At 71.7% G+C, this 15783-nt stretch carries 15 protein-coding genes; 14 read left to right on the top strand and 1 reads right to left on the bottom strand.

All coding sequences use genetic code 11. From position 1 onward, the window contains the following. Positions 1-99 precede the first annotated feature (99 nt). The 6 genes from BXA03_RS10755 (at position 100) to BXA03_RS10730 (ending at position 6597) form a co-directional block, all read left to right on the top strand. Positions 100-1824, top strand: coding sequence for an acyl-CoA dehydrogenase family protein (locus BXA03_RS10755; RefSeq protein WP_076507195.1), 1725 nt, complete (start codon positions 100-102; stop codon positions 1822-1824). A gap of 61 nt (positions 1825-1885) precedes the next feature. After that, positions 1886-2875 (top strand): Bug family tripartite tricarboxylate transporter substrate binding protein, encoded by a 990-nt coding sequence (locus BXA03_RS10750; protein ID WP_076507673.1) that lies wholly within the window; start codon positions 1886-1888, stop codon positions 2873-2875. 19 nt (positions 2876-2894) lie between these two features. Then, complete coding sequence (locus BXA03_RS10745; protein WP_076507193.1) at positions 2895-4025, top strand: CaiB/BaiF CoA transferase family protein; 1131 nt, start codon at positions 2895-2897, stop codon at positions 4023-4025. 131 nt (positions 4026-4156) lie between these two features. Next, positions 4157-5272 (top strand): DUF2855 family protein, encoded by a 1116-nt coding sequence (locus BXA03_RS10740; protein ID WP_076507190.1) that lies wholly within the window; start codon positions 4157-4159, stop codon positions 5270-5272. A gap of 58 nt (positions 5273-5330) precedes the next feature. After that, positions 5331-6350, top strand: coding sequence for a serine/threonine protein kinase (locus tag BXA03_RS10735; protein ID WP_076507671.1), 1020 nt, complete (start codon positions 5331-5333; stop codon positions 6348-6350). Beyond that, the gene (locus tag BXA03_RS10730; RefSeq protein ID WP_076507188.1) at positions 6343-6597 is read left to right on the top strand and encodes a cysteine-rich CWC family protein; all 255 of its coding nucleotides are present in this window, start codon (positions 6343-6345) and stop codon (positions 6595-6597) included. Before BXA03_RS10735 ends, BXA03_RS10730 begins: the two co-directional genes overlap by 8 nt. Here BXA03_RS10730 and BXA03_RS10725 read toward each other — a convergent pair. Further along, positions 6578-7201: a hypothetical protein gene (locus BXA03_RS10725; RefSeq protein WP_234983653.1), complete on the bottom strand. Its 624-nt coding sequence runs from the start codon at positions 7199-7201 to the stop codon at positions 6578-6580. The genes BXA03_RS10730 and BXA03_RS10725 overlap by 20 nt on opposite strands. 489 nt (positions 7202-7690) lie before the next feature. On the opposite strand from BXA03_RS10725, the gene BXA03_RS10720 reads away from it, so the two are divergent. The 8 genes from BXA03_RS10720 to BXA03_RS10685 all read left to right on the top strand — a co-directional run bounded on the left by BXA03_RS10720 (position 7691) and on the right by BXA03_RS10685 (position 15771). Further along, positions 7691-8059, top strand: a complete 369-nt coding sequence (locus BXA03_RS10720) for a hypothetical protein (RefSeq protein WP_076507187.1) — start codon at positions 7691-7693, stop codon at positions 8057-8059. A 75-nt stretch (positions 8060-8134) separates the two neighbouring features. Next, the gene (locus BXA03_RS10715) at positions 8135-11293 is read left to right on the top strand and encodes a beta strand repeat-containing protein (RefSeq protein ID WP_143476281.1); all 3159 of its coding nucleotides are present in this window, start codon (positions 8135-8137) and stop codon (positions 11291-11293) included. A gap of 28 nt (positions 11294-11321) precedes the next feature. After that, positions 11322-11750, top strand: coding sequence for a hypothetical protein (locus BXA03_RS10710; RefSeq protein ID WP_076507185.1), 429 nt, complete (start codon positions 11322-11324; stop codon positions 11748-11750). A gap of 65 nt (positions 11751-11815) precedes the next feature. Beyond that, complete coding sequence (locus BXA03_RS10705; RefSeq protein WP_076507183.1) at positions 11816-13012, top strand: hypothetical protein; 1197 nt, start codon at positions 11816-11818, stop codon at positions 13010-13012. Then, positions 13009-14001 (top strand): tetratricopeptide repeat protein, encoded by a 993-nt coding sequence (locus BXA03_RS10700; RefSeq protein ID WP_143476280.1) that lies wholly within the window; start codon positions 13009-13011, stop codon positions 13999-14001. The genes BXA03_RS10705 and BXA03_RS10700 overlap by 4 nt, the downstream gene beginning before the upstream one ends. Before the next feature lie 47 nt (positions 14002-14048). Then, positions 14049-14456, top strand: coding sequence for a hypothetical protein (locus BXA03_RS10695; protein ID WP_076507179.1), 408 nt, complete (start codon positions 14049-14051; stop codon positions 14454-14456). After that, positions 14453-15061: a hypothetical protein gene (locus BXA03_RS10690; RefSeq protein ID WP_076507177.1), complete on the top strand. Its 609-nt coding sequence runs from the start codon at positions 14453-14455 to the stop codon at positions 15059-15061. The genes BXA03_RS10695 and BXA03_RS10690 overlap by 4 nt, the downstream gene beginning before the upstream one ends. Continuing rightward, entirely contained in the window at positions 15058-15771 is a 714-nt protein-coding gene (locus BXA03_RS10685) for an OmpA family protein (protein ID WP_076507175.1), read from the top strand. The genes BXA03_RS10690 and BXA03_RS10685 overlap by 4 nt, the downstream gene beginning before the upstream one ends. Positions 15772-15783 lie beyond the last annotated feature (12 nt).

Below are 15783 nucleotides of genomic sequence, written 5' to 3'. Positions count from 1 at the left end.
CAAACGATATTAGACCTGCATGGATCGGCTTCCAACAATGCGCGCAAGGCCCGCCCATCGTTCGAGTGGCGCCGGCCACCGAACCAGGAGACACGCGCCATGCCCGATACCCGCCCGCCCGCGGCGACCGCCGCCATTCCCGACCGCCACGGCCAGAACCTCTACGCCACCGATGACGAACTGCAGCGCCTGCTGGCGCTGTACCTGCCCGCGCCTCTGCTCGCGCACCTGCAGCTGCACCTGCACCGGCTGGGCGCCCTGGCCGGCGGCCGGCTGGACACGCTGGCCGCTACCGCCGACCAGAATCCGCCCACGCTGAGCCTGCGCAGCCGCACGGGCCAGGACGAGCAGCGCATCGCCAAACACCCGGCCTATGTGGAGATGGAACGGCTGGCGCTGGCCGAATTCGGCCTGGGCGCCATGTCGCACCGCGAGGAGACGCTGGGCTGGCGCGGCAAGATGCCGCCTGCGGTCAAGTACGCGCTGACCTTCCTCTTCGTGCAGGCCGAGTTCGGGCTGTGCTGCCCGGTCTCGATGACCGACTCGCTCACCCGCACGCTGCGCAAGTTCGGCAGCCCCGAGCTGGTGGCGCGCTTCCTGCCGCGGCTCACCTCGCTGGACTTCGACGAGCTGGCCCAGGGCGCCATGTTCATGACCGAGCAGGCCGCAGGCTCCGACATCGCCGCCACCGAGACGCGCGCCTGGCAGGACGAGGCCGGCCAGTGGCGGCTGTCGGGCGACAAGTGGTTCTGCTCCAACCCCGACGCCGACTTCGCCATGGTGCTGGCCCGCGCGGATGGCGCGCCGGCCGGCATGAAGGGCGTCTCGCTCTTCCTGCTGCCGCGCCGCCTGCCGGATGGTGCGCTCAACCACTACCGCATCGTGCGGCTCAAGAACAAGCTGGGCACGCGCTCCATGGCCAGCGGCGAGATCCGGCTCGACGGCGCCATCGCGCACCTGGTGGGCGAGGCCGGCCGCGGCTTCGTGCAGATGGCCGACATGGTCAACAACTCGCGCCTGTCCAACGGCGTGCGCGCCGCCGGCCTGATGCGCCGCGCGGTGGCCGAGGCCGAGTTCATCGCCCGCGAGCGCCGCGCCTTCGGCCGCACGCTGGCGCAGATGCCACTGATGCAGCGCCAGCTCGACAAGCTGCGCGTGCCGGCCGAGCAGGCCCGCACGATGGCCTTCCAGACCGCGCGCACGCTGGAGCGCTCCGACGGCGGCGATGCGCAGGCCTATGCGCTGCTGCGCATCCTCACGCCCCTCATCAAGTTCCGCGCCTGCCGCGACGCGCGCCAAGTCACCGGCGACGCCATGGAAGTGCGCGGCGGCTGCGGCTACATCGAGGAATGGAGCGACCCGCGTCTGGTGCGCGACGCGCACCTCGGCTCGATCTGGGAAGGCACCAGCAACATCGTGGCGCTGGACGTGCTGCGCGCTATACGGCGCGAGGGCTCGCTGCCGGTGTTGCGGGCCCATGTGGATGGCTTGCTGACCGAGGCCGGGCATGCGCTGGCCCCTGCCTTCGCGCAGGCGCTGCGCAGTGCCATGGACCGCGCCTGCGCGCTGGCCGAGACGGCCACGCGGGACGGCGGCGACGTGCTGGCGCGGCAGGCGGCCTCGGCCCTCTACCACTGCACCAGCGCCACCGCCATGGCCTGGGAAGCGGTGCGCACCGGTTCGGCCGACCGGCTGCGCTGGGCGCAGCTGGCGCTGCTGCACCGCGTGCTGCCGCGCGACCCGCTGGCACCCGATGCGCTGCCCGCGGGCTGGCAGGCGACGCCGGCCACGGCGCCCGCGCCCGCCGTGCAGACGCCCGCCTGACGCGGGCTTGCACCGACCTCTTTCACGACCCCCGATGACCGACAACAAAACGGAGACACGCATGCCCTACCAAGCCCTTCTTCGCCGCCGCCAGTTCGCCCTGGCCGCCACCGCCGCCGCGCTGATGCCCGCGGCCTTCGCGCAGGCGCCCTTCCCTTCCAAGCCCGTGATGCTCGTCGTGCCGTTCCCGCCCGGCGGCCCGACCGATGCCATGGCCCGCACGCTGGCCGCCGAGATGAGCACCCGCCTGGGCCAGCCCATGGTGGTCGAGAACCGCGCCGGGGCCGGCGGCAACATCGGTGCCGAGTACGTGGCGCGCGCCGAGGCCGATGGGCACACGCTGATGTTCGGCACCTCGGGCCCGCTGGCCATCAACGTGAGCCTGTACCGCAGGATCGGCTACGACCCCACCAAGAGCTTCGCGCCCGTCATCCAGGTGGGGCACCTGCCCAACATCCTGGTGGTCAACCCCGCGCTGCCGGCCAAGGACGTGAAGGAGCTGGTCGCCTATGCCAAGGCCAACCCCAACAAGCTGAGCTATGCCTCGTCGGGCAACGGCGCCTCGTCGCACCTGGCGGGCGTGCTGTTCAACAGCATGGCGGGCACCGAGATCCTGCATGTGCCCTACAAGGGCACCGGCCCGGCCCTCAACGACCTGCTGGGCGGACAGGTCAGCATGACCTTCACCGACATCCTCACCGCCCTGCCCTACATCAAGGCCGGCAAGCTGCGCGCCCTGGGCGTGGCCACGGCGACGCGCTCGCGCGCGCTGCCCGAGGTGCCGACCATCGCCGAGCAGGGCTACAAGGGCTACGACGTCAGCGTGTTCTTTGGCATCGTGGCGCCGGCGGGCACGTCCGCCGACCGCATCGCGCTGCTCAACCGGCAGTTCGCGGAGGTGCTGGCCTCGCCCAAGGTCAAGCAGTCCTTCGACGCCCAGGGCCTGGAGCCCGCGCCCGACACCTCGCCGCAGCAGCTGGCCCGCTTCATCGCCGCGGAGACGGCCAAGTGGAAGGGCGTGGTCGCGCAGTCCGGCGCGCAGCTCGACTGACAAGGCACAGGACCTTTCCATGCAGCTGCCTTCCCAACCCGGCGCGCTGGCCGGTATCCGCGTGCTCGACCTGTCGCGCATCCTCGGCGGGCCCTATTGCGGCCAGATCCTGGGCGACCACGGCGCCGACGTGCTCAAGGTGGAGCCGCCCGGCGGCGACGACACCCGCACCTGGGGCCCGCCGTTCCGCGACGGCGTGGCCTCGTACTACCACGGGCTCAACCGCAACAAGCGCATCCAGCACCTGGACCTGACGACGGCCGAGGACCGGGAGCGGCTGCTGACCCTGGTCGCCGAAGCCGATGTGCTGATCGAGAACTTCAAGACCGGCACGATGGAGCGCTGGGGCATCGGCCAGGCCGAACTGTCGCAGCGCTTCCCGCGCCTGGTGTGGTGCCGCGTCACCGGCTTCGGCAGCGACGGCCCGCTGGGCGCGCTGCCCGGCTACGACGCCGCGGTCCAGGCCATGACCGGCATCATGAGCATCAACGGCGAGGCCGACGGCGGCCCGCTGCGTGTGGGCCTGCCGGTGGTGGACATGGTGACCGGCATGAATGCCGCGCTGGGCGTGCTGATGGCCCTGCAGGAGCGCGAGCGCAGCGGCCGGGGCCAGTTGGTGGAGGCGGCGCTGTACGACAGCGGCCTCGCGCTGCTGCACCCGCATGCGGCCAACTGGTTCATGGATGGGCGAGCCCCCAAGCGCACCGGCAATGCGCATCCCAACATCTATCCCTACGACGCGCTGCGCACGTGCACCGACCCCGTGTTCGTGGCCGTGGGCAACGACCGGCAATTCGCCGCCTTCTGCCGCGTGATCGGCCGGCCCGAGCTGGCTGCGCTGCCCGACTACGCCACCGCCGGCGCCCGCTCCGCCCACCGCGATGCGCTCAAGACGGCGCTGGAGGCGCAGATGGCCGCCCTGGACGGCCGCGCGCTGGTGGAGGACCTGATGGCCGCGGGCGTGCCCGCAGCGCCGGTGCTGGACGTGGAAGCGGCCCTGCGGCATCCGCACACGGCGCACCGCGGCATGGTGGTGGAGATGGAGGGCGGCTGGCGCGGGCTGGGCTCGCCGATCAAGCTGGACCGCACGCCGGCGAGCTACCGGCATGTGCCGCTGACGCCGGGTGACCGGTTCGCGCCGCGGGACTGAGCCTTTCGCGCCGTCCTGGCGGCGCCCGCCCGCGTCCCGTCGTCACCCAGGCGACGGCCTTGGCGCTTGCCCGGTCGCGGGCCGGTCGCGCAGCCGCTAAGGTGCGCAGTTCCTTGCCACGGACCCGACGCATGCCCACCACCGACTTCCTCGTCCATCCCACCGACCTCGGCCAGACGCGCCTGCGCGAGCGCGAGGACAGCCCGCTCGAACCCGGCCAGGTGCGCCTGGGCATCGACCGCTTCGCGCTCACGGCCAACAACGTCACCTATGCCGCCTTCGGCGACGCGATGGGCTACTGGCGCTTCTTTCCCACCGGCGAGGACGACGCGCGCTTCGTGCCGGTGTGGGGCTTCGCGCGGGTGCTGCAGTCCACGCACGCGGGCGTGGCGGTGGGCGAGAGGGTGTATGGCTTCTTCCCCACGTCGTCTAAGGTGGTGCTGACGCCCGGGCGGCTCTCGCAAGAGCGCTTCACCGACATGGCGGCGCATCGGGCCGAGCTGCCTGCGGTCTACAACCAGTACTTCCGCTGCGCCAGCGATCCGCTCTACACCGCCGACACGGAGGACATCCAGGCGCTGCTGCGGCCGCTGTTCATCACCTCGTGGCTGATCGACGACTTCCTGGGCGACAACGCCTTCTTCGGCGCCGCCGAGGGCGGGCGGGCCACGGTGCTGCTGTCCAGCGCATCGAGCAAGACGGCCTACGGCACGGCCTTCCAGCTGGTGCCGCGGCCCGATGTGCGCGTGGTCGGCCTCACCTCCGACGGCAACCGTGCCTTCTGCGAAGGCCTGGGCTGCTACGACGAGGTGCTGGCCTATGGCGAGCTGGACCGCATCGCCGCCGATGCGCCCTGCGTCTACGTGGACTTCGCCGGCAACGGCGAGCTGCGCCGCGCCATCCATGAGCGCTTCGGGCAGCTGCGCTACAGCATGGTGATCGGCAACACGCATGTGGACCAGCGCGCGCCCGAGGGCACGGCCAAGACGCTGCCCGGGCCGCGCGCCACCTTCTTCTTCGCGCCGACACAGATCAGGAAGCGCACTGGCGAGTGGGGTGCCGAGGCCTTCGGCCAGAAGCTGGCGCAGGGCTGGCAGGCCTTCACCGCCCGCGCCACGCAGGCCGATGCGCCGTGGCTGCAGGTGCAGCAGCACCGTGGCGGCGCGGCGCTGCAGGCGCTGTGGCCCACGGTGATGCACGGCCGGGGCGATCCGCGTGCGGCGCACGTGGTGTCGCTCGCGCCCTGAGCTGCAGCGCAAGACACCACCGGGCGTGCCGCGGCGGCACGAGGCCGACAATGCCTCGATGCCTGACACCCCGGCCCTCGGCCACCCTTACGAATCCCTCACGCCGGACGCGGTGCTCGATGCGCTGGCCAGCGTCGGCCTGTACGGCGATGGCCGGCTGCTGACGCTCAATTCCTACGAGAACCGCGTCTACCAGGCGGGCCTGGAAGACCGCTCGAACGTGGTCGTCAAGTTCTACCGGCCCGGCCGCTGGAGCGACGCGCAGATCCAGGAGGAGCACGACTTCGCCACCGAACTCGCTGCGGACGACATCCCCGTCGTGGCGCCGCTGGCGCTGGAAGGCCGCACGCTGCACCACCACGGCGGCTTCGCCTTCGCGGTCAGCCCCTCGCGCGGCGGGCGCGCACCGGAGCTGGACGACTTCGAGGTGGTGGAATGGGTGGGCCGCTTCCTCGCGCGCATCCACGCCGTGGGCCGCAAGGCGCCCTTTGTCGAGCGGCCCGCGCTGGACCTGGCGGGCTTCGGCACCGCCTCGCGCGACTGGCTGCTGGCGCACGACATGGTTCCGCTGGACGTGCAGAAGGAATGGGAAGCCGCCTGCAACGAGGCGCTGGCCATGATCGGCGCCACCGCCCTGGACACGACCCGGCCGGCCGGCGACCTGCGCTGGCTGCGGGTGCACGGCGACTGCCATCCCGGCAACATCCTCTGGACGCCCACCGACCGGCCCGGTGGCGGCCCGCATTTCGTCGACCTGGACGACGCCCGCACCGGTCTGGCCGTGCAGGACCTGTGGATGCTGCTCTCCGGCGACCGTGCGCAGCGCACGGGGCAGCTGTCGGGCCTGCTCGACGGCTACGAGCAGATGCGCGAATTCGACCGCCGCGAACTGGCGCTGATCGAGCCGCTGCGCACCCTGCGCCTGCTGCACTACAGCGCCTGGCTGGCCCGCCGCTGGCAGGACCCGATCTTCCCGATCAACTTCCCGTGGTTCGGCAGCAGCGACTACTGGAAAGGCCAGATCCAGATGCTGCAGGACCAGTGCGAGGCGATGGCCGAGGAGCCCCTGTATGCCTGAAGCCCGGGGCGCCGCCATCGACCCCAGTCTGTGCCCCTTGTGCGGCCAGCCCAACGCCTGCGGCGCCGAAGCGGCGCGCTGCACCGGCGAGCCGTGCACCGACTGCTGGTGCATGACGGTGGCCATCCCGGCTGCGCTGCGGGCCCAGGTGCCGGCCGAAGCGCAGGGGCTGGCCTGCATCTGCAGGAACTGCGTGGCTCAGGCCTGCCCAGCGCCAGACTGGGCGGTCAAAGCGGCAGGCACTTGAGCTGCACGCCAGGCGCCTGCAGGCGCTCCGCGTACAACCCTTCGCGCGCGGGCGACAGGAGCGCGTGTAGCCCCTCCATCAGCGGCACCGTATCCCCGGCCTTGGCCTGCCGGTAGCAGCGGCCCAGGTTCTCCAGGCTGGCCTTGAGCGACTGGCCCTGCGCGGCATCGCTGCGCGCCAGGGCGTCGGCCTGGGCGTTGAGCCAGTCCTCCTGCGCCTTCAGGCTCTGGTCGGGCAGCCGGGCGGCTTCTTCCTTGGGGATCATGGTGGCGTACAGGCGCTGCAGACTCTGCTCGCCGCCCTGGGCCATGCGCAGGCTGGCGTCGTAGTGCACCTCGAAGCTGCCCTGGCGCCAGACCACGCGGCGCACCTTGTAGTCGAGTTGCCCGTCGGCACCGCCCAGGGTCTGGATGAGTTCGCGGGCCCGGGCGTTGTCGGGGTCCTCGGCGAAGTTCTGCCGCAGGGCTTGTGCGATGGCACCGTCATCGGGGTAGCGGATATCGGCGCCAGCGGTGCGCTCGCAGCCTGGGAGCAGCGCCGCAGCGGCGACCAGCGCGGCCCCGGCCAGTGGCAGGCGTCGGATCGTGGATGTCGTGACGGACATGAAAACAGCTTCAGTGAAACACCGCCTCAGTGTGCGGTGATCGCCGGGCGGGACGCGACGGAGAAGGCCGACGCCCGGTTACCGCGGCCCCTGCTTTGTGAACGCCTGTGTCCATGCGCGCACTTCTGCGCCATCGAAAACGTTTCAAGGCGCATGGAGGTCGCGGGTTTGGATTTGACAGAGGCCTTCAGCTTCCGTTAAGGAACATCGCGCCCGTTCCCTGCACCCGGAATGAGCACTTTTGTGTGCACATTCACAGAGACCGAGCGCGCGCCGACGATGCCGAGGCGCATTGGCCTACGAACTCCAAAGCCCGGAAATCCCCAGACTTCGGCGTGGAATTTGGAAGCAAACGCAAAAAAATGTGAGCAACACAGCGACTTACATCTATGTCGGATCGACATGTGGGAGGCCGATAGATTGCGACCCGTGGTCCCGACCGGACCGCGCTTCAACCCCCTTCCATCGCATCTATCAGGAGTCCCTCTCATGAAGAAATTCGTTGCAGCCGGTGCCGTCGCCCTCATGGCCGGTCTGTGCGCCCCCGCATTCGCCCAGAGCGGCGCGGTCACCATCCCGGGCGTCGGCAAGGCCAACGGCTCGACCGGCTCCGAGATCACCAACAGCCGCATCACCGTGAGCGGCAACAAGGCGCGCGACGTCCTGGCCGGCGGCGGTGAGGCCGGTGTGCTGAAGGTGGGCGCCAACGTCAGCATGACCGGCATGGCCAACGTCAACTCGGTCAACATCACCGGCTCCAAGGTGCGCAACAGCGAGATCACGGTGAGCGGCAACGAAGCCGACACCATCAAGGCCATCGGCGGCACGGCCAACGTCAACTCCGTGAACATCAACTGAGCGGATGCCCTCGTCCGGTGTGCCGGGACGGCCACCGTGCAGCAGGGCTGATCCGCCCGCCGTCCCGGACACCGGATGGAGACCGTGCCCGTGCCCCAGGCCCCGAGACAGAAGAACACCGCCCTGGTCCATGCCCTCGCCCTCGTGTGCGGTGGCCTGGCCGGGCTGGCGACGACCGCCGTGCAGGCACAGGAAAGCGTGCTGCATGGGCTCGGCTGGATCACCGCGCGGCCCGGCAGCACGCTCGACGGCAGCAGTGCGGCGCGCAACACCGGCAATCGCACCACCGGCGAGGTGATGGCCGGCGGCGGCAAGGCCACGGCCGGTGCGGGGATCGCCGGTTCGGCCGAGCTCATCGCCACCTCGCAGGCCAACATGATCGGCCTGTCCGCGCTCGACACACGCAACACGCAGGTGTCGGTGCTGCAGAACCAGGTCAGCGGCTTCGTGCGCGCCATAGGCGGCGCGGCTTCGGCCAACAGCGTGCTGCTGTCGGGCGGCCAGGGCCGCCGGCCGCTGGCCGACAGCCGCATCCAGATCCAGAACAACCAGGCGAGCCGCATCGAGGCCCACGGCGCGAAGGCGTCGGTGGCGCTTGGCGCGGGCTCGCTGCAACTGCCCGGGCGCGCCACGGCCAACGGCCTGCTGGCCGACGAAAGCGACCTGCGCCGCCTGCGCGTAGACGTCACGGGCAACCGCGTCGAAGGCGTGGCCTCGCTCGGCGGCGCGGCCATCGCCAACGGCAGCACGCTGGCCCGCACGCCCGTGGACGACCTGCAGATCACCCAGACGGACAACCGCGCCCGCGATGTGCGTGCCGGCGGCGGCAGCGCCAGCGTGGGCTGGGGCGCCATCGCCTCGGCGCAACTCAGCGGCGTGGCCGCGGCCAATGCGCTGACGGCCGCCAACAGCCGCCTTGAAGGTGCGCGGGTCCTGCAACAGGGCAACCAGGCCGAATCGATCACGGCCACGGGTGGCAGCGCCCTGGCCAACAGCCTGAACCTGGCCGACTACCAGGGCGCCGCGCTGCGCCAGTACAGCGCGCAGATCGCCACCAACCGCGCCAGCCGCGTCGATGCCGACGGCGGCAGCGGCTCGGTGCTGGGCGGCGCGCTGGCCGATGTGCAGATGGCCGCTGTGGCGCTGGCCAACAGCATCTCGGTGCAGGGCGGCAGCGTCGAGGGCAGCACCCGGCACACGGTGAGCGGCAACGTGGCCGATGGCGTGCGCGCCAACGGCGGCGCGGCCGTGGCCAACAGCGTGTGGCTAAGCAAGGCCACCACGCGCGGCACCAGCGTGGTCATCCAGGACAACAAGGCCGACAACGTCGCCACCACCGGCTTCCAGGGCAGCGCGGCCGGTGGCCTGATCGCCTCGGGCGAGCAGAACGCGATGGCGCTGGTCAACAGCCTGGGCGTGCTGGGCTCCGAGGTGGACGCGGGCCGCGTCGACATCCTCGGCAACCAGGCCGCGGGCCTCTCGTCGCGCGGCGGCAAGCTGGTGGCCAATGCCGTGAGCGTGGAAAAGGGCGAGGGCGGCGCATCGCGCCTGTCCGCCCGCACCACGGTGCAGGACAACACGGCCCGCCAGATCGAAACCGGCGCCGCCTCGGGCGCGGTGGCGGGCGGCCTGGCCTCGACCGACCAGAACGCTCGCGCCGCGGTGAACGCCGTGGTGCTGCACCAGAACGCGCGCGCCGACGGCGGCTCCACCCTGCAGGTGACGGGCAACCGCGCGTCCAACGTGAGGGCGCCGGGCGGCACGGCGCTGGTCAATGCCCTGGGGGTCTACCGCGACTCGCAGCTCTCGGGCAGCCCGGTGACGCTGGCCGACAACCAGGCCAGCGACGTGACGGCGGGCGGCGGCTCGGGCCAGGCCATGGGCGCCGGCTCGGCGAAGAATGGCATCCTGGTCGCCAACGGCCTGTACCTCGAAGGCGAAGGCGGCGCGCGGCTGGCGTCGTCGCCACTCACGGTGCGCGGCAACACGGCGCGCCAGCTGCAGGCCGACGGGGGCCGGGTGAATGCCAATGCGCTGGCCGTCAATGGCCAGGGCGACGTGCAGGCCAGCCCGGTCACGCTGACCGGCAACCAGGCCATCGACGTGCGCAGCAGCGGCAAGGAAGTCACGCTCTTCGGCAAGGCCGTCAGCGGCGGCGTGGGCCAGGCCTATGCCAACGCGGTGCAGGTGCTGGGCCAGCTGCGCGGCAGCAGTCTGGCGCTGGCCGACAACATGGCCGGCCAGGTGCGTGGCGACCAGGCCCTGGCGCTGGCCAACAGCGTGCTGCTGGACGAGAACTCAACATTGGAAGGCAGCAGCGTCAGCCTGCGCGGCAACCAGGCGCAGGGCGTTCAGGCCCAGGGCGGCCATGTGGCGGCGGCCAACAGCCTGGTCAACGAAGGCCGCATCAGCGGCGCGCAGATCGGCATCGACGGCAACCGCGCCACCGTGCAGGCCGACGGCGGGGACGCCATCGCCAACACGGTGCGCAACCGCGGCAGCATGGCCGGCAGCCGCGTGACGATCAGCGGCAACCAGGGCCAGGTGGCGCGCAAGGGCACCGCCAACAGCGTGGACAACGGCGGCACGCTGGCCGGCGGGCAGATCACCATCCTGGGCAACCAGGGCAGCGCGCAGGACGGCGGCACCGTCAATTCCTTCGTCAACGGCGGCCGTGCGACGGGCAACGTGCACATCGCCGGCAACACGGGCAGCGCGCGCGGCAACGGCAGCCTGGCCAACAGCGTGCGCAACACCGGCAACCTGGCGGCCAACATCACCATCCTCGGCAACCAGGGCACGGCAAGCGGCGGCGGCGTGGTCAACAGCGTGGTCAACCGCGGCAACCTGAGCGGCGCGGTGGCCATCGTGGGCAACCGCGGCACGGCGTCGAACGGCGGCACGGTCAATTCGCTGGTCAACACCGGCACCATGGCCGGCAAGGTGACCATCGCCGGCAACCAGGGCTCGGCCGGCATGGGCGGCACGGCCAACTCGGTCATCAACCGCGGCGTCATCACCGGCAGCGTGACCATCGTGGGCAACAACGCCCGCGCCGGCATGGGCACCACCACCGCCAGCGTGCGCAATGTGGGCGTGCTGGCCGGCTCGGCGGGCGTGGCCGGGGGCGCGCCCTGGGCCGCGAGCGTCGGCAAGACGATCACCCTGCCCTCCACCGGCGTGGTCAACCGCAGCGTGACGGTGGGACCGGCGGTGACGGTGCTCAACATGTGATTCCCCTACTCTGGAGACCTTCTTCATCATGCGCGCACGCACGACACGGCGACTTCTCGCCGCCGCCACCGCCCTGCTGCTGGCCGGCGGTGCCCAGGCCCAGCTCGTCAACTACGGCGAGCAGCTGGGCAACTACAAGGACAACAAGGACGCAGGCGTGAAGCTCATCGACGGCGTCACGCCCAGCGTCACGGCCCGCGCCCGCGTGGCCAAGGCCCTGGAGCAGAACAAGGTGGTGGACCAGCAGGCGCTGGTGCAGCCCGACGGCACGCTCAAGCTGCCGGCCAACCAGAGCAACCTGGTGATCCGCACCGACTACAGCAACGTGCAGCAGGGCGCCGATGGCCAGTTGCGCATCGCGAGCCCGACGATCCAGGGCAACGTGAGCGGCAACGTGACGCTGTTCGTCGATGGCAAGGGGGTGGAGAACATCACCGTTCTCAACAACGGCCGCTGATGAACTGCCCCGGCCCGCGCGGGCCGCACACCGCGTACCGATAACAACAACGCTCCTCGCAGACCATGACCTTCGCACTCGCCCGCGGCGCCCGGATCAGCGCCCGCCTTGCCACACTCACTGCTGCCGCCGCACTCGTCGCCGGCTGCGCCACCACGGAGAACGCCCTCAAGGATGCGGACCAGCTTCTGGCCGAGCGCGAGGCCGCACGCTCGCTGCCCACCGCCAACCTGAGCCAGTACGCCGCCGCACTCACGCGCTTCGGCACCATGCTCGACGTCTACAAGGACGGCGACCCGGTCGTCTACATGCAGACGCGCAACATCCTCGACGCGACCAACCTCTCCAACCCGCTGGTGGGCTCGGAGATCCCGGGTGACATCACCGAGATGGTCCGCACGGCCGTCAACCGCATTGGCGCGCGCATCGTCTACGTGCCCTACCACCCCGACTACCTGATCTCGCAGGCCCAGCTGGGCGCGCGCTTCGGCGTGACGATGCCCGACTTCCTGATCACCGGCGCACTGACCGAATTCGACCGTGCGCTGTCGGGCGCGGGCCGCTCCAACTCGGCCAGCGTGGACTTCGGCAAGGGCAAGGGCGAGACGAACCTCGGTGCCGACTTCAAGCGCACCGCCATCCTCTCGGCCCTGGCGCTGGACCTGAACCTGGTGAGCTTCAGCACCCAGCAGATGGTGCCGCGCGTGCAGGCCTCCAACGTGATCAAGGTGCTGAACTTCAGCCAGGAGGACAACGCCAGCCTGGGCTTCTACGGCGACGCCTTCGGCTTCAAGCTGGAGGGCAAGTATCTGCAGGGGCGGCATTCGGCCATCCGCACGCTGGTGGACCTGAGCGTGCTGGAGTTGATGGGCAAAGCCACCAACACGCCCTACTGGCGCTGCATCCCCGGCGGCACGCCCGACCCGGTGGTCGTGGACAACATGCGCAAGTCCTATGAGGCGCTCACGCCGCAGGTGAAGGTGGGCCTGATCCAGGTGACGCTGCGCAAGTACGGCGAGAACGTGGCCATCAACCAGCAGCTGGACGCGCCCACGCAGGAGGCGCTGCGTCGCGTGTACTCGAGCCGCTATCCGCAGCTGGGCGACACGGTGGACGTGCTGAGCTGGCAGGGCTTCGAGCCGCTGTTCTTCGGCGTGCCCATGCCGTGGGACGGTCAGCTGGCCGCGCCCGCCACGCTGCCGGCCGCTGCGCCGGGCCAGGGTGGCCCCGCCGCTTCCGCACCGGCAAGGGCGGGCGCATGAGGGACAGGCCTGTGAGTCCGCTGCGCGTCACGCCGGCTGACCGCGCCCTGGCTGCCGCCCGAGCACCGTCGGCCGTCCGCGCCACGGCCTGGGCGGCGACCTCGCTACTGCTGGCCGCCGCCCTGCTGGGCGCCATGGCCGCACGGGCGCAGACGGTTATCGGCAACCCCGGCGCGGCCGTGAGCAGCGGAGCGGCCGGTGCGGTCGTCAGCGGCTCGGCGGCGGCGACACCGGTCACGCCGGCGGGCGCCAACACCGCGCCCTCCGCCGCCGCCGAGGCGGGCGCGCGCTTTGTCGAATCGTGCCAGCAGGCCATCGAGCGCGGCATGGTCAACCCCGGCTGCCAGGGGCCGCTGTACGGCAGCGAGATCTCGCGCCTCAAGGAGGACGCACTGCGCACGCAGAACCCCGCCCTGCTCACCCTGCTGGGCGACGCCTACCAGAGCAACCGCAGCGGCATCTCCGACATCGGTCAGGCCTATCGCTGGTACCTGCTGGGTGCGGTGCGCGGCGACCCGCGTGCCATGCAGCGCCTGTCGGACCTCTACCGCAATGGCCAGGGCGTGCCCAAGGACAACATCAAGGCCCTGGGCTATGCCCGGCTGGCGCAGCGCCTGGCCTTGCCGGGCAGCCAGAACGCCAAGGGCGCCGCCGAGAGCATCAACAGCCTGGGCCATGAGATGGCGGCCGAGGAGACCGCCCTGGCGGACCGCTTCGCCAGCGAGCTGGAAGCCCAGATGCGGCAGGCGCCCGGCGCCGCGGCATCGGGAACGCCGGGCATGCCGGGCACGGCATCGCCGCCACCGGCCGCGGCCCTGGGGCCGGCGGGGCCCAAGCTCTCCGGCCCGCCCGGCCTGGGCGCGCTGCGGGCGGCCGAGGCCACTGCGCCGACGGCGTCGCCCGCACCTGCGCCCGCCCGCTCGCCGCTCGGCGGCTTTCCAGGGCAGGAGTCGCTGCCGGCCACGCCCGCGCCCGCGCCCGCGCGCTGACCGTTGGACATCGACCGCCCTGCGCATCCCGTGACGAGGCCTTCGCCATGACCCAGAACCCTTCGACCCCTTTCGCCGCACTGGCCCGCAGCCCCTGGCGGGCGCCGCGCCTCGCAGCCGCGCTCGCCGTCGTCCTCGCGGCCGGCGCCGGCTGGGCTGCCGGCGTGTCCGACCGCAGCCACAGCACCACCACCATGATCGAACGCCCCGGCCCCGGCACCAACCGCATCGAAGTCACCGGCAACAGCGCCAGCAACGTGCAGGTGCGCTGCGCCGATGGCACGGCCGCCACGGCCGGCGCCAACATCAACAGCGTCGACATCGACAGCCGCGCCCTGCAGGGCCGCACCGTCGTCGTCACCGGCCGCAACACGCGCGACGTGAAGGCCGGCGTCGACTGCGCCCCCGGCGGCGCCGGGGCGGCGGCCAACGTCAACAGCGTCAACATCCGATGAAGTCCACGCACGCCTTTCCCCTCGCCGCCCTCGCGCTGTCGGCGGGCCTGCTGGCCGCCTGCTCCGACCGCGACAGCACACCGGCAGCCTCCACCCCCACGCCGGCACCGGCCGCGGCGCCGATGGCCAGCCCGGCGCCCGCAGTGCCACCGGCGGCGGCGCCCACCGAGGGCAGCGCTTCCACGCCCGCTCAGGCGCCCGCCGCCGCCACCCCCACCAGCGCGCGCCAGTTGCCGCTGGCCGTGCAGGGCGTGGCCAGCGCCGGCCTCACCGTGCGCGTGAAGGGCGTGGAACTGGGGCCCGACGCCACCGTGCTGGACGTCAGCGCTTCGTTCGCGAGCCCGCTCACCAACTGGACGCAGATGGCGTCCGGCGACACCTACCTGCAGGACGAGGCCGGCAACAAGCTGATGCTCAAGCGGCCCGAGGACAACCGCTACCTCAAGATCAAGACCGGCGACACCATGGAAGGCCGGCTGGTCTTCCTGGGCGCGGTGCCGGCCGATGCACGGCAGGTCAAGCTCGTCATCAACGAAGGCAGTCCGCAGGACGACACCAACAGCCCGGGCCTGGAGATGGTGCTGCCGCTCAAGGCCGGCGGATGAGGCCCACGGCGGCCATGGCCGGCGCGGCAGGGCTGATCGCGGCGTGCGCGGCCCTGGCGCAGGGCCCCGCCGCGGCGCCGGGCTACCAGGTGCGGCGCAGCGAGCAGGCGCTGGCCGGCCAGCCCACACGCTGGCAGCCGGCCCCGGGCGCCCCCGTGAGCGAGTGGCGACCGGCCGGCAACGCCGGCAGCTGGCAGGCGGCGCCGGTCCAGTCCACCTTCAGCAAGGCTGCGGCGCCCGACACCGCGCTGCGCCTGGCCGAGGTGCCGCCCGCGCACCTGGCCCGCACCCGCGCCCTGCTGACCGAACTGAACGCCCGGCCGACGCCGCAGAAGGCCATCGTGGTCGACCTGCCGGCGGACGTGCTCTTCGATTTCGACAAGGCCGATCTGCGGCCGGACGCCGAGCCCGCACTGGCTCGCGCAGCCGAACTGCTGCAGGGCTATCCAGAGGCCCCGGTGCGGGTGCGCGGCCACACGGATGCGCGCGGCAGCGACGCCTACAACGAGGCGCTGTCGCTGCGCCGCGCCCAGCGCGTGGCCGAGCGGCTGGCCGCTGCGGCGGGCACGCGGACGCTGCAGACCGAAGGCCTGGGCCGGCGCGAACCGGTGGCGCCCAACACCACGCCTGATGGCCGGGACGATCCCGAGGGTCGCCAGAAGAACCGGCGCGTCGAGATCGTCATCGGCCCGCGCACGGCAGGCGGATGAGCGAAGAACAAG

Source organism: Pseudacidovorax sp. RU35E (genome assembly GCF_900156165.1).
Taxonomy (GTDB): Bacteria; Pseudomonadota; Gammaproteobacteria; order Burkholderiales; family Burkholderiaceae_C; genus Xenophilus.
The sequence above is the reverse complement of the archived record's forward strand: the minus strand, read 5'-3'. Positions and strand labels throughout refer to the sequence as shown.